The organism is Curtobacterium poinsettiae (assembly GCF_025677645.1).
GTDB lineage: Bacteria > Actinomycetota > Actinomycetes > Actinomycetales > Microbacteriaceae > Curtobacterium > Curtobacterium poinsettiae_A.
The window spans coordinates 2,145,785-2,159,429 of sequence record NZ_CP106879.1; the positions used below are offsets into that span (position 1 = coordinate 2,145,785).

Consider the following 13,645-nt stretch of genomic DNA (forward strand, 5'->3'; position numbering starts at 1 on the left):
AGCCCGCCCCGACGACGCGGGACGGGCCTCCAGGCCGGGGCGGACGTGCCCCGGGGACGGACGGATCAGACGCTGCGGAACGCGACCACGGCGTTGTGGCCGCCGAAGCCGAACGAGTTGCTGACCGCGAGCAGGTCGCCCTCCGGCAGCGCACGCGGCTCGCGGGCCACGTCCATGACGATCTCCGGGTCCTGGTCGTGCAGGTTGATCGTCGGCGGGGCGACGCGGTTGTGCAGCGCGAGGACGGTGAAGACCGCCTCGATCGCACCCGCACCACCGAGCAGGTGTCCCGTCGAGGCCTTGGTCGCGGACACCACGACGTCGTCCAGGTGGTCGCCGAAGACGCGACGCATCGCGTGGTACTCGGCGACGTCACCGACCGGGGTCGAGGTGGCGTGGGCGTTCACGTGCACGACGTCCTCGCGGCTGGCGTCGGCGTGCTCGAGTGCCTGCAGGACGGCACGGGCGGCGGCGCTGCCCTCGGGGTCCGGCGCGGTGATGTGGAAGGCATCGGAGGTGATGCCGGCACCGGCGACCTCGGCGTAGATGGTCGCGCCGCGGGCTTCCGCGTGCTCCTTCGACTCGAGGATGAGCGCCGCTGCGCCGTCACCGAGCACGAAGCCGTCACGCGTGACGTCGTACGGACGCGACGCGGTCTCGGGGGAGTCGTTGCGGCGCGACAGGGCCTGCATCGCGGCGAACGCGGCCAGCGGGAGCGGGTGCAGCGCTGCCTCGGCGCCACCGGTGATGACGATGTCGGCGTCGCCGTCGGCGATGTGCCGGTACGCCTCGGCCAGCGACTCGGTCGAGGACGCGCAGGCGGACAGGTAGGTGCGGGCACCACCACGGGCGCCGAACTCCATCTCGATGGCGGCGGCCGGGCCGTTCGCCATGAGCATCGGGACCGTCATCGGCAGGACGCGACGCGGACCCTTCTCGCGCAGGGTGTCCCAGGCGTCGAGCAGCGTGTTCACACCGCCGATGCCGGTCGCCCAGTCGACGATCAGGCGCTCGGGGACGACCGACTCGTCGTCGATGCCGGCGTCGGCCCAGGCCTCGCGTGCCGCGACGAGCGACAGCTGCGACGAGGGGTCGAGCCGCTTCGACTCCGGGCGGGTGAGCTGGTCGGTGAGGAACCGCCGCGCCTGGCCGGCGAACTCCACGGGGAGTTCGAGCTCGGCGTAGCGGGGGTCCTCGATGCGGGTGATGCCGGACTTGCCGGCGAGCAGCGCGTCCCAGGTGTCCGGGGCGGTCGCGGCGAGGGGTGAGATCGCACCGATCCCGGTGACGACGACGGTCTTCTTGGTCATGGAACGACGTGTTCTTTCGTTGGGGTGAACAAGATGAGCGCCGCGGCCCGCAGGGGTCCGCGGGCCGCGGCGCTCAGGAAGCTCGTGTCAGGCCTGGGCCTTGACGATGTAGTCGACCGCGTTGCCCACGGTCTTGAGGTTCTTGACCTCTTCGTCCGGGATCTTCACGTCGAACTTCTCCTCGGCGTTGACCACGATGGTCATCATCGAGATGGAGTCGATGTCGAGGTCGTCCGTGAAGGACTTGTCGGCGGCGACGGTGTCGGTGGCGATACCGGTCTCGTCGTTGATCAGCTCGGCCAGGCCGGCGAGGACTTCTTCGTTGGACAGGGCCATGAGTGTTCTCCTTGAAGGGGGGTGTCGTTTGACCGTTGACCAGCCTAGGGCACGCGGGGTCCGGGTGCGCGGAGGCTCGTCGGGATGGGTCCGGCCGCGTGGTGGCGCGACCGGGAGGGGATCAGGGGAGGACGACCACCTGCGCGCCGAACACGAGTCCGGCGCCGAAGCCGATCTGCAGGGCGAGGCCGCCCGACAGGTCCGGGTGCTCCTCGAGCAGGCGGTGCGTGGCGAGCGGGATGCTCGCGGCGGAGGTGTTGCCGGTGGTGGTGATGTCGCGGGCGATCGTCACCGTCTCGGGCAGGCCGAGCTGCTTCGCGAACTCGTCGATGATGCGGATGTTCGCCTGGTGCGGCACGAACGCGGCGAGGTCTTCGGGGCGGACCCCGGCGGTCTCGAGCGCCTGGCGCGCGACCTTGACCATCTCCCAGACGGCCCAGCGGAACACCGTCTGCCCGGCCTGGCGCATGGTGGGACGGGGTGCCCCGGCCTCCCACTCGTTGTAGGTCGCGGTCATGCCGATGGCGTCCCACTTCGAGCCGTCGGAACCCCAGATGGTGGGGGCGATGCCCGGGAAGTCGCTCGGGCCGATCACCGCGGCGCCGGCACCGTCCCCGAGCAGGAACGAGATCGAGCGGTCGGTCGGGTCGACGACGTCGCTGAGCTTCTCGGCCCCGACGACCAGGACGTGGTCGGCGAGTCCGGACTTGATGAACGAGTCCGCTTGGGCGATGCCGTAGGCGTACCCGGCACAGGCGGCGCTGATGTCGTACGCGGCGGCCGGGGTGGCACCGATGCGCTCGGCGAGCAGCGACGCCATCGACGGGGTCGCGACGGTGTGCGTGACGGTGCTCACGAGCACGACGCCGATCTGGGACGGCTCGATGCCGGCCTTCGCGATGGCCTCGCGCGCGGCCGCCTCGGCGAGGTCGACCGCCTCGACGTCCTTGCCGGCGCGCTTGCGGGTGATGATGCCGGTGCGCTGGCGGATCCACTCGTCGGACGAGTCGATCGGGCCGACGAGGTCGTCGTTCGGCACGACGTTCTCGCCGCGGGCGGCGCCGAACGCCAGGATCCGGGTGAAGTCGTGGCCACGGCGCTGCTGGAGCAGCGGGCGCGCGGATCCGGTCGGGAGGCCCGTGGGGGCGTCCGTCGGGGTGGTCGGGTCGGTCATGCGGTTGCGTCTGCTTCCTGGCCCGCGCGCTGCAGCAGGTCGATCGCTGCAGGCAGGTCGTCGGGGGTCTTGATGGCGACGGTCGGCGTGCCGCGGAGGCCGCGCTTCGCCAGGCCGACGAGGGCACCGGCGGGTGCGAGCTCGATGATGCCGGTCACGCCGGCGGCGGAGAAGGACTCCATGACCGCGTCCCAGTGCACGGGGTTCGCGATCTGCTGGACCATCAGGTCGACGAAGCGGCGACCGTCCTCGACCCGGGCGCCGTCGGCGTTGGTCCAGATCGGCAGGGTCGGGTCCTGCACGGTGGCGGCGAACGCGACCGGGGCGACGCGCTCGACGGCGGGCGCCATGTAGCGGGTGTGGAAGGCGCCGGCCACGGCGAGCGGGATGACGCGGGCCTTCGCGGGCGGGTCGGCGGCGAGGGCGGCGATGGCGTCGGCCGCACCGGCGACGACGGTCTGGCCGCCACCGTTGTGGTTCGCGGGCACCAGACCGTGCTCGGCGAGGGCTGCGGTCACGGCGTCGGCGTCACCACCGAGCACGGCGGCCATCGAGGTCGGCTCGAGCGCTGCGGCGTCGGCCATGGCCCGGCCACGCTCGGCGACCAGTGCGACGGCGTCGGTCGGCTCGAGGATCCCGGCGACCGCGGCGGCGGTGAACTCGCCCACCGAGTGTCCGGCGACCCCGCCCACCAGGGCGCGACGGCCATCGGCGAGCAGCGCGTCCGCGGTCACCAGGCCGGCGGCGACGATGAGGGGCTGTGCGAGTGCGGTGTCCTTGATGGTGTCCGCGTCGGAGTTCGTGCCGTGCTCGGCGAGGTCGACGCCGATCGACTCCGACCACTGCCCGACTCGTTCACGAACGGTGGCGTCCTCGAGCCAGGGGGCGAGGAAGCCGGGGGTCTGGGAGCCCTGTCCGGGCGCGACGACGACGATCACCGGACAATCCTCGCGTTCTCGTCCCGCGGGGCCCGTGTGGACTTCCCACACGAATCCCCGCGGGACATTGTCGGTTCTCTACCGTCTGGCGTGTTCTGCTGGCCGGCGTTCTGCCGCGGGGCGCGCTACCGCCGTGGGGTGGTGCGGCGGCGTCCGGTCGCGGACTCGGACATCGCGCCGAGGATGAGCGCCGACTGCACGATCAGGGCGTCGCGGGCGTGCGTGGCGTCCCAGCCGATGATGTCGGCGACCCGGCGCAGGCGGTAGCGCACGGTGTTCGGGTGCACGAAGAGCTCGCGCGCCGTCGCCTCGAGCGAGCGGCCGGTGTCCAGGTAGCACCACAGCGTCTGCAGGAGCTCGGTCGACTGGTCCTTGAGCGGGACGTAGATGCGCTGCACCAGGGCCGACCGGGCGAGCGGGTCGCCCGCCAGCGCACGTTCGGGCAGCAGGTCGTCGGCTAGGGCCGGACGGGGCACGCCGCGCCAGGCACGCGCGACGGCGAACCCGGCGAGGGCCGCCTTCGCGCTGGTCGACGCGTCGACCACCCCGGGGACCTCGTTGCCGAGCACCAGGTGCCCGTCGCCGAACAGCGGTTCGAGGGCCTGCGCGATGGTCGTGAAGGAGACGGGCTCCTCGCCCTCGGGGACGTCGTCGCGAGGGGTGGAGCGGCCGATCACCACGACGAGCCGCGACCCCTGGACCCCGACGAGCACGTCGGCGTCCATGTGCCGAGCGGTGCGCCGGACCTGGTCGACCTCGAGCTGCTTCGGTGCGGTACCGACGAGCACCGCGACCTCGCCGTGGCCGTGCCACCCGAGGGCGGCGATGCGGGAGGGCAGTTCGTCGTCGTACTCGCCGGAGAGGATCGAGTCGACCACGAGCGCTTCGAGCCGGGCGTCCCACAGGCCGCGGGCCTCGGCCGCACGGGCGTAGACGTCGGCTGCGGCGAACGCGATGTCGCGGGAGTACTTGAGGATCGCCTCCTGCAGCATCTCGTCGTCGGCGGCGCGTTCCTCGACCACGGTCACCACGACGCGGATGAGCTGCAGGGTCTGCTGCAGGCTCACCGAGCGCAGGAGTTCCCGCGGTGCGGACCCGAAGACGTCGGCCGCGGCGATCCACGGCGTCGACGCGGTGCCCTCGAGCCAGCTGATGAACGAGGTGATGCCGGCCTGGGCGACGAGGCCCACGGCGGAGCGGCGCCCCGGCGGCATCTCGCTGTACCAGGGGAGCGTATCCTCGAGCCGCTTGATCGTGGCGGTGGAGAGTTCTCCGGACACCTGACGGAGCCAGGAGAGCGCACGCTCGCGCGCGCTCTCCTGGCTCTCGTGGTCCGGGCGGACCGTCGTCACGGGTTGATCAGCTCTCGCCGCCCGCGCTGCCGGTGGTGCCGGCGGTCACGTCGTGCAGGCGGTACTTGTCGATCGCCTGCTGGACGAGCGCCCCGTCGACCTTGCCCTGGCGGGCGAGCTGCTGCAGCGTCCGCACGACGACCGAGGGGCCGTCGATGTGGAAGAAGCGGCGAGCGGCCGGACGGGTGTCCGAGAAGCCGAAGCCGTCGGCGCCGAGCGTGGCGTAGTCGGTCGGCACGAACGGGCGGATCTGCTCCTGCACCAGGTGCATGAAGTCGCTCACGGCGACGACCGGTCCCTCGGTACCGAGCAGACGCTCGGTGACGAACGGCGTGCGGGCCGGCTCGTTCGGGTTGAGGAACGCCTGCTGCTCGGCGGCCACACCGTCGCGGTACAGCTCACCCCAGCTCGTGACGCTCCACACGTCGGCCGACACGCCCCAGTCCTCGGCGAGGAGCTGCTGCGCCTCGAGGATCCACGGCACGGCGACACCGGACGCGAGCAGCTGGGCCTTCGGGCCGTCGTGCTCGCTCGGCTTGAGCAGGTACATGCCCCTGAGGATGCCCTCGACGTCGACGCCCTCGGGCTCGGCCGGCTGGACCAGCGGCTCGTTGTAGACCGTCAGGTAGTACATGACGTTCGGGTCGGCGTGCTTCGGCGAGCCGTCCTCGTTCGTGCCGTACATGCGGTCGAGGCCGGCCTTCACGATGTGGCCGATCTCGTAGCCGTACGCCGGGTCGTACGAGACGACGGCCGGGTTCGTCGTGGCGAGGAGCGGCGAGTGGCCGTCCGCGTGCTGCAGGCCCTCGCCCGTCAGCGTGGTGCGGCCGGCCGTCGCGCCGATCATGAAGCCACGGGTCATCTGGTCGCCGGCGGCCCAGATGGCGTCGCCGGTGCGCTGGAACCCGAACATCGAGTAGAAGACGTAGACCGGGATGAGCGGCTCGCCCTGCGTCGAGTACGAGGTACCGACCGCGGTGAACGCCGCGAGGGCGCCCGCCTCGTTGATGCCGACGTGGATGATCTGGCCCTGCGGGCTCTCCTTGTAGGCCAACAGGAGCTCGCGGTCGACCGACGTGTAGTGCTGGCCGTTCGGGTTGTAGATCTTCGCCGACGGGAAGTAGGCGTCCATGCCGAACGTGCGTGCCTCGTCCGGGATGATCGGGACCACGCGGTCACCGAAGTCGGGCGATCGCAGCAGGTCCTTCAGCAGGCGCGCGAACGCCATGGTGGTGGCGACCTCCTGCTTGCCGGAGCCCTTCTTGACGACCTGGTACTTCGAGTCGTCCGGCAGCGTGAACTGCGTGTACTTCGTGCGGCGTTCCGGCACGTAGCCACCGAGCGCACGACGACGCTCGTGCATGTACTGGATCGCCTCGTCGTCGTTCCCCGGGTGGTAGTACGGCGGCGTGTACGGGTTCTCTTCCAGCTGCGCGTCGGAGATCGGGATGCGCATCTCGTCGCGGAACTGCTTGAGGTTGTCGAGCGTGAGCTTCTTCATCTGGTGGGTCGCGTTGCGGCCCTCGAAGCTCGGGCCGAGGCCGTAGCCCTTGACCGTCTTGGCCAGGATGACGGTCGGCTGGCCCTTGTGCTCGGTCGCGGCCTTGAACGCGGCGTACACCTTGCGGTAGTCGTGGCCACCGCGCTTGAGGTTCCAGATCTGGTCGTCGGTGTAGTCCTCGACGAGCTCGAGCGCCTTCGGGTCGCGCCCGAAGAAGTTCTCGCGCACGTAGGCACCGTTCTCGGCCTTGTACGTCTGGTAGTCGCCGTCCGGCGTCTGGTTCATCAGGTTGAGGAGCGCGCCCTCGGTGTCACGGGCGAGCAGGTCGTCCCACTCGCGGCCCCAGACGACCTTGATGACGTTCCAACCAGCACCGCGGAAGAACGCCTCGAGTTCCTGGATGATCTTGCCGTTGCCACGGACCGGACCGTCGAGTCGCTGCAGGTTGCAGTTGATGACGAAGTTCAGGTTGTCGAGGCCGTCGTTCGCTGCGACCTGGAGCTGCCCGCGGGACTCGACCTCGTCCATCTCGCCGTCGCCCAGGAACGCCCAGACCTGCTGGTCCATGGCGTCCTTGATGCCGCGGTTCGAGAGGTACTTGGCCTGCTGCGCCTGGTAGATCGCGTTGATCGGGCCGATGCCCATCGACACGGTCGGGAACTGCCAGAAGTGCGGCATGAGGCGCGGGTGCGGGTACGAGGACAGGCCGCCGCCGGCGTGCGACTTCTCCTGCCGGAACCCGTCGAGCTGGTCCTCGGAGAGGCGCCCTTCCATGTACGCGCGGGCGTACATGCCGGGGGAGGCGTGGCCCTGGAAGAACACCTGGTCGCCACCGGAGGGGTGGTCCTGCGCGCGGAAGAAGTGGTTGTAGCCGACCTCGTACATCGCGGCGCTCGACGCGTACGTCGAGATGTGCCCGCCGACCGCGATGCCCGGACGCTGTGCGCGGTGCACCGTGATGGCCGCGTTCCAGCGGATCCAGCGGCGGTACCGGCGCTCCAGCTCTTCGTCGCCGGGGAACTCCGGCTCGTTCTCCGGCGCGATGGTGTTCACGTAGTCCGTCGTCGGGACCATCGGCACACCGAGGTGCAGTTCCTTGGACCGCTTGAGCAGGCTCAGCATGATCTCGCGACCGCGCTGGTGTCCGTGGGTCTGGACCAGCCCGTCGAGGGACTCACGCCATTCGGCGGTCTCCTGCGGATCCTGGTCGTTCGCCCCGGTGCTGTACGGGTCCTGGTCGTTCACCGTCACCCTTGACCTCGTTCGTTCTCGTGGTGGTGGACATGGTGGCTCCGGTGGTCGGGTCGCGACCGGCTGGGGCCCCGTCCACTCTAGGCCCCAGGACCGACGCTGATGCTGATGGTGACGTGCAGGTGGACGGGTGCTTGCATTCGCGTGTCGTCGGCGTAGCATGGCCGATCGTGCACACGCGATCCGCGGCGCACGGACCCGACGGGCACACCCCACGCCCGAGGAAGAAGCACACGTAGCGATGGCACTGGAGATCGGCTCACTCGCGCCGGACTTCGAGCTCCCGAACCAGTTCGGTGAGCACGTCCGACTCAGCGACTTCCGCGGCAACCGCCCGGTCGCACTCGTCTTCTTCCCGCTGGCGTTCTCGTCCGGGTGCACGAACGAGCTCTGCACCCTGCAGGACAACATCACGATGTTCCAGGACCAGCGCATCGAGCTCCTCGGCATCTCGGTCGACTCGAAGGCGACGCTCCGGTCGTTCGCCGAGACGAACGGCTACGACTTCGAGCTGCTCGCCGACTTCTGGCCGCACGGCGCGGTCTCGAAGGAGTACGGCGTGTTCCTCGAGCAGAAGGGCTTCGCCACGCGCGCGACCTTCGTCATCGACGTGCAGGGTCGGATCAAGGCCTCGATCATCACCGAGCCCGGCCTGCAGCGCGACGTTGCCGAGTACAGGGCGGCCCTCGACCGGCTCGCCGCCTGCTCGGCACCTGTCCCCGTCGGCTAGCGTTCCGAATCCCTCCTGACGGACGCGTCCGCGTCGACGGTCGGACAGGAGGCCCGGTGCACGCCATCGACACCGACCCACGTGGTCACGGGGTCACCGCTGCTGCGTACGCCCCGTACCCGGTGCGCGTCACGCCCGGCACCTGGGGGCTGACCCGCACGGTCGTGGAGGCCCCGACCGGGCCCGTCGTGGTGCACCACCGCGCCGGCCCGGACCCGCTCCTGCTGCTGCACGGCGTCGCCGGCTCCTGGTCGACGTGGACACCCTTGCTGCACGCCGCACAGGGCGTCGGGGACCGCGGGCTGGTGCTCGTCGACCTGCCCGGCTGGGGGTCCTCGCCGGCGCCGGACGGTCCGCTCGGGCTCGACGCCGTCACGGGTGCCGTGTCGGCGGTCCTCGGCGCGCTGGGTCTCGGCGCGGTCGACGTGGTCGGGCACTCGATGGGCGCGTTCGTCGGGTTGCACCTGGCGGTGGTGGCGCCCGAGCGGGTGCGGTCGCTCGCCCTGGTCTCCGGCACCACGGTCGCGACGGCCGGTGCGGCTCGGCACCCCGTCCGCGCGATCCGCACGCTGCCGGCGTTCACCCTGCTGCGTGCGGGCCTCACGGTGACCGGGGGCGCCGCTCGTCCGCTGCTCCGGGGGATCGCCCGGGTCGGTCTGTTGCCGCTCGTCGCGGCGCCGGTGTTCACGCACGTGCGACGCCTGGACCCGAGCGTGCTCGAGGCCTTCGTCGAGGAACTCCGGCCGGAGCAGTTCACCGAGGCGGCGCGGTCGGCGGCTGCGTACGACGTCGACCGGTGGCGCGCCGTCACCTGCCCGGTGACGGCGATCGCCGGGCGCGACGACGTGTTCGCCCGCGTCTCGGACCTCGAGGCGCTGCGGGTGCTCGTGCCACAGGTCCGGACGGTGTTGCTCGACGACTGCGGGCACTTCGCACACGTCGAGCGTCCCGACGCCGTCGCGCGGGAGCTCCGCCTCCGCTGAGCCGGTCGGGCCGCGTCAGGTGTGGACGGGGAACGTCGCCGCGACGCGGGAGCGCACCTCGGCGACGACGGCCTCGCGCATCGCCGGGGAGAACAGCGCGTGGTCGCCGTCCTCGACGCGGACGACGGACACCGAGCCGCGACGGTCGTCGCCGGGCCAGCGCCGGACGGCCTTCTGCCCGCCGAGCCGGTCGAACAGGGCTGCGTCCTCGGGAGCGACGATCACGACGACGTCGGTGCCGTGTTCGACGAGCGGGCGGACGTGGCCGACGACCCCGCCCATCCGGTCGCGACGGGCGATCCGGTCGCGGACGACCTTCGGCACGAACCGGTTGTACCGCTCGCGCACCCACATCCGGGCGGGCGACGGGGCGTCGATCGCCCGGACTCCGTCGGCGTACGAGCCGGGCTCGGCCGGGATGCGACGGTAGTCGTTCGGGCTGATCTCGACGACCAGGCGCGGGGCCTCCTCGACGGCGCGGCCCGCGACCCAGGCGCCGGCGCACATGCCGACGAGCACGAGCCGGTCCGAGGGTGTGGCGAGTGCGGTGACGACGGCGGACTGGTCCTCGACCCACTCCTGCGCGAACAGGAAGCTCCGCTCGTCCTCGTGCACGCCGGTGCTCTCGCCGGTGGCACGGCGGTCGACCCGGACGACCCGGGCGCCGTCGCGGGCGAGGGCGCGGGCGAGTTCGACCTGGTAGTCGGTGGCACCCACCCGGTGCTCGGCGCCGCCGCTGTGGAGCACGACGACGGGGGCGTCGTGGTGCTGGGCGGACGAGACGGTCTCGATCCCGAACAGCCCCTGATCACCGAGGTGGACGATCCGCTCCGACACGCGGCCGTCGACGTCGAGGACCTCGTCGAGGACGGGCGCGCGGACGGGCACCGCCGTCTCGGGTGCCCAGGTGTCGAGCCACGCGACGACGGTGTCGACGGCGGCTCCGGGGATGCGGGCGTGGATGCTCGTGCCGTCGAGGAGCTCGGCGCTGCCGGTGACCTCGGTCACGTCGACGCCACCGAGGGGCTTCGGCGGCCGGGCACCCGGGCGGACGAGCGCGACGGTGGGCCCGGTGCGCGGGGCGAAGGCGAGGGCCGAGAGCGCGGCGGCCTCGTCGGACTCGACGTCGAACCCGATCAGGCTCTCGACGCCATCGACCACACGGTCGGCACCGATCGTGATGGTCGCGAGGGCGCGCTGCCGACGGAGCCACCCCTTGCCCGATGCCGGGGCGTCCCAGACGACGAGGCCGTCGGTGTCCGCGGCCGCGTTCGCCGCGACGAGGGCGGCAGAGGCCAGCCCGACGAAGGCGACGTGCTGCACCCCCGTCGTGCGGAGCACGGCGGCGGCGTGGCGCGCGGACCGGACCTGCGCGTCCGGCGTGCTGTCGGGGGCGCCGTCACCACGTCCGGACGGGTCGTACCGCACCGAGGCGATGCCACGGGCCTCCAGGCGGTCGGCCAGCAGACGGAGCGCGCGGTACGCGATGACGCCCTCCTGCCCGAGCGGCGGGCAGATCACGACGCCCGCGCGCGCTGCGGCGGGGAGCTGGACCGCGGCGCGGATCGCCGGCGATCCGGACCAGCCGTGCAGCGTGGTCACAGGGCGAGGGCGGCGCGGGCGGACGCCGGCCAGGCGTCGAGGTCCGTGCCGTGGGCGGCGAACAGGGCGATGGTGATGCGCTCCAGTCCGAACGCGATGCAGGCGCTGTGCGCGACCTGTCCGTCGTCGGTGCGGAGGCCGAACGAGGTGCCGAAGTGGTCCTCGTGCAGGTTCGCGGAGCTGATCGCGGTGGCGTCGTGGTCGGGACCGTAGACCTTCGTCACGAACTCGAACTTGAGCGCCTGCTCGACCTGGTTGCGGGCGAGCATCTGCCCGACGCGGCCGAAGAAGGGGTCGTTCGCCGGGACGACGTCGATCTCGAGCCCGAACGACTCGAGCAGCGCGCGCATCACCGGGATGCTGCCGTCCCGGTGGGCCGCCGCGGACGCGGGGGTGCCGACGTGCACGAACTCGTGCATGTGGAAGGCCTGCAGGCGCATCGGGTCGAGCGAGGGCTCCCGGCGGAAGGAGTCGCCGAGGACGTCGAAGAACCGGCCCTGCTGCGGCACGGTGTCGCCGATCAGGCCGTAGACCGGGTGGCAGACCGCGGGGGTGAGCATGAGGTCGGCCGGCTCGAGGAACCCCTCCCAGCGCTCACCGCGCTCGCGGGCGGCGAGCAGTGCGCGGTGGGTGCGGTCGTCGCCGGTGAACCCGGAGATCGACGCGGCGAGGTCCGGGAACGACGCGATGTAGTCGGTGCGCTCGAACGACGCGAGCGGCTCGACCGGCGGGAAGCGCAGGACCTCGGCGCCGAGGTGCTGCTGGCTGCAGACCGCTGCGGCGTCGACCGCGGCGTACACGCGCTCGAAGACCCCGGTGCGGCCGTAGAGGCCGGGCGTGCCGAGGTCGAGGAGGACGCCGTCGGTGAGCAGGCGGGCGCGGAGGGCGGCGCGGGCGGCGTCGAGCGCGGCGGCGGTGTCCGCGGTGCTGGTGTGCGTGGTGGTGTCCGTGATGGTCACAGGATCACTCCCGTCATGATGGCCAGGTCGGCGTCGTTCTTGAGGAGACGGTCGTTGCTCACCATGACGGCGGCCCCGTGGGCGTCTCGGAGGTGTCGGGCGATGCTCATGGGACCCGAGGCGGCGTAACCCGCGATCCCGACGATGCGCAGCGCCTTCGTGACGATGTCGGTGACGCGCTCGGACGCACCGATCTTCAAGGCGTTCGCGGCGAGGGCGTACGCGCTCGAGGCCAGCACGTCCGGGTCGTCGGCGGCGGCGTCGAACCGTTCGGCGGCGTGGCGCACCGAGTCGGCCAGGGCCTGCAGGTCGACCAGGAGCTCGGCGAGCCGGAGGGCACCGGGCGGGGTCGTCCCGACGGCGGCGCGGGCCTGCTTGCGGACGGCGCTGCGGGCACGTTCGGCGGACGAGACCGCGATGCCGAGCCAGACCGAGGCCCAGAGCACGTGCGACACCGGCAGCACGGTCTGGGCGGAGATCGTGGCGTAGTCGTCGCGGAACACCCGATCGGTCGTCGTCTCGGTGTCGAGGATCCACCCGTTGCTGCACGTACCGCGGAGCCCCATGGTGTCCCAGGTGGACGTCTGCGACAGGACCATCGTGTCGGTGCGGCAGATGAGCAGTCGCTGGTCCGACGCCGGGGCGTCCGGGTCGCGTCGGGCGGTGACGAACACCGCGTCGGCCTCGGTGGCGTACGAGATCACCGGCGCGTCCTTGCGCAGGCGGATCCGGCCGTCGTCGGTCGGCTCGATGGAACACGTGGACCGCCGGGCGTCGCCGCCGACGCCGCGCTCGGTGGTGGCCGACGCGACGAGCGCACCGCCACGGACGGCCTCGATGGTCTCGAGCACGCCGGCACCGTCGCCGCCGTGCCGCCAGAGCGCCATGACCTGGCCCTGGTGCATCGCGAACACCATGCCGGTCGCGGCACAGGCCCGGCCGAGTTCGGTCGCGATCGCGGAGAGCTCGGCCACGGAGGCACCCTCGCCACCGTGCTCGGTCGGCACCGCCGCCGCGAGCAGGCCGTACTCCCGCATCGCGGCGATGGCCTCGCGCGGGGGTCGGGCGTCGCGGTCGACCTCGTCGGCGAACTGTGCGGCGACCTCGGCCACCGCGCTCGCGCGCTCGGCGAAGCGGTCGATGACCGACGGCGCGGGCAGGACCAGGGTCACGACGCGAGCTCCGCGGCCGCGGTGATCGACTCGACGCTCGCGAAGGTGGACCGGTTCAGGACGGAGTCGGGGAACTCGACGTCGAGGTCCGACTCCACCGCGAGCATCACGTTGACGGTGGCGTGCGAGGTCAGGCCGAGGGCGTAGAGGTCGGCGATCGACGCGACGTCCCACGCGTCGACCGTCAGCCGGCCGTGCTCGGCGAGGGCGCGACGGACGGCCCGGTCGGTGGCCGGGTCGGCGATCGTCGCGGTGGTGCTGGAGGGGTTCGGGTCCTGTTCCATGACTGCAACCGTAAAGAGGAACGGCCCTCGGGAAACCGCCGTGCGGGTGCGGG

General features: G+C 71.9%; 12 protein-coding genes. 2 read left to right on the forward strand and 10 right to left on the reverse strand.

Going from position 1 to position 13,645, the window contains the following annotated elements:
* Nucleotides 1-65: 65 nt before the first annotated feature.
* From OE229_RS10270 to aceE, 6 genes are all read right to left on the reverse strand, one after another.
* A complete protein-coding gene (locus OE229_RS10270) occupies nt 66-1,310 on the reverse strand; it encodes a beta-ketoacyl-[acyl-carrier-protein] synthase family protein (RefSeq protein WP_110862099.1) in 1,245 nt (414 codons plus the stop codon).
* A gap of 87 nt (nt 1,311-1,397) precedes the next feature.
* Nucleotides 1,398-1,646 carry an acyl carrier protein gene (locus OE229_RS10275; RefSeq protein WP_017886710.1) on the reverse strand — a complete coding sequence of 83 codons (249 nt, stop codon included), beginning with the start codon at nt 1,644-1,646 and terminating at the stop codon, nt 1,398-1,400.
* Between the two features lie 121 nt (nt 1,647-1,767).
* Nucleotides 1,768-2,820 carry a beta-ketoacyl-ACP synthase III gene (locus OE229_RS10280; RefSeq protein WP_262137852.1) on the reverse strand — a complete coding sequence of 351 codons (1,053 nt, stop codon included), beginning with the start codon at nt 2,818-2,820 and terminating at the stop codon, nt 1,768-1,770.
* A complete protein-coding gene (locus OE229_RS10285; RefSeq protein ID WP_262137854.1) occupies nt 2,817-3,758 on the reverse strand; it encodes an ACP S-malonyltransferase in 942 nt (313 codons plus the stop codon). Before OE229_RS10285 ends, OE229_RS10280 begins: the two co-directional genes overlap by 4 nt.
* 125 nt (nt 3,759-3,883) lie before the next feature.
* A complete protein-coding gene (locus OE229_RS10290) occupies nt 3,884-5,110 on the reverse strand; it encodes a PucR family transcriptional regulator (protein ID WP_209134662.1) in 1,227 nt (408 codons plus the stop codon).
* A 7-nt stretch (nt 5,111-5,117) separates the two neighbouring features.
* Nucleotides 5,118-7,862: a pyruvate dehydrogenase (acetyl-transferring), homodimeric type gene (aceE, locus tag OE229_RS10295; protein WP_262137858.1), complete on the reverse strand. Its 2,745-nt coding sequence runs from the start codon at nt 7,860-7,862 to the stop codon at nt 5,118-5,120.
* A 241-nt stretch (nt 7,863-8,103) separates the two neighbouring features.
* On the opposite strand from aceE, the gene OE229_RS10300 reads away from it, so the two are divergent.
* Both OE229_RS10300 and OE229_RS10305 read left to right on the forward strand, forming a co-directional pair.
* A complete protein-coding gene (locus OE229_RS10300) occupies nt 8,104-8,592 on the forward strand; it encodes a peroxiredoxin (RefSeq protein ID WP_262137862.1) in 489 nt (162 codons plus the stop codon).
* Nucleotides 8,593-8,648: 56 nt separating this feature from the next.
* Nucleotides 8,649-9,575 carry an alpha/beta fold hydrolase gene (locus OE229_RS10305; protein WP_262137864.1) on the forward strand — a complete coding sequence of 309 codons (927 nt, stop codon included), beginning with the start codon at nt 8,649-8,651 and terminating at the stop codon, nt 9,573-9,575.
* A 15-nt stretch (nt 9,576-9,590) separates the two neighbouring features.
* Here OE229_RS10305 and OE229_RS10310 read toward each other — a convergent pair whose 3' ends face one another.
* The 4 genes from OE229_RS10310 to OE229_RS10325 are packed head-to-tail and all read right to left on the reverse strand — an operon-like array spanning nt 9,591 to nt 13,592.
* Complete coding sequence (locus OE229_RS10310) at nt 9,591-11,177, reverse strand: alpha/beta hydrolase (RefSeq protein ID WP_262137868.1); 1,587 nt, start codon at nt 11,175-11,177, stop codon at nt 9,591-9,593.
* Nucleotides 11,174-12,136: an amino acid--[acyl-carrier-protein] ligase gene (locus tag OE229_RS10315; protein ID WP_262137869.1), complete on the reverse strand. Its 963-nt coding sequence runs from the start codon at nt 12,134-12,136 to the stop codon at nt 11,174-11,176. The genes OE229_RS10310 and OE229_RS10315 overlap by 4 nt, the downstream gene beginning before the upstream one ends.
* On the reverse strand, nt 12,133-13,308 hold the full coding sequence (locus OE229_RS10320; RefSeq protein WP_111057655.1) for an acyl-CoA dehydrogenase family protein: 1,176 nt from the start codon (nt 13,306-13,308) through the stop codon (nt 12,133-12,135). Before OE229_RS10320 ends, OE229_RS10315 begins: the two co-directional genes overlap by 4 nt.
* A complete protein-coding gene (locus OE229_RS10325) occupies nt 13,305-13,592 on the reverse strand; it encodes an acyl carrier protein (protein ID WP_051596691.1) in 288 nt (95 codons plus the stop codon). The genes OE229_RS10320 and OE229_RS10325 overlap by 4 nt, the downstream gene beginning before the upstream one ends.
* Nucleotides 13,593-13,645: the final 53 nt, after the last annotated feature.

Coding starts and splice junctions, on each gene's coding strand:
- OE229_RS10275 (WP_017886710.1), bottom strand. CDS start 1,646: ATGGCCCTGTCCAACGAAGAAGTCCTCGCCGGCCTGGCCGAGCTGATC.
- OE229_RS10325 (WP_051596691.1), bottom strand. CDS start 13,592: ATGGAACAGGACCCGAACCCCTCCAGCACCACCGCGACGATCGCCGAC.
- OE229_RS10300 (WP_262137862.1), top strand. CDS start 8,104: ATGGCACTGGAGATCGGCTCACTCGCGCCGGACTTCGAGCTCCCGAAC.
- OE229_RS10270 (WP_110862099.1), bottom strand. CDS start 1,310: ATGACCAAGAAGACCGTCGTCGTCACCGGGATCGGTGCGATCTCACCC.
- OE229_RS10280 (WP_262137852.1), bottom strand. CDS start 2,820: ATGACCGACCCGACCACCCCGACGGACGCCCCCACGGGCCTCCCGACC.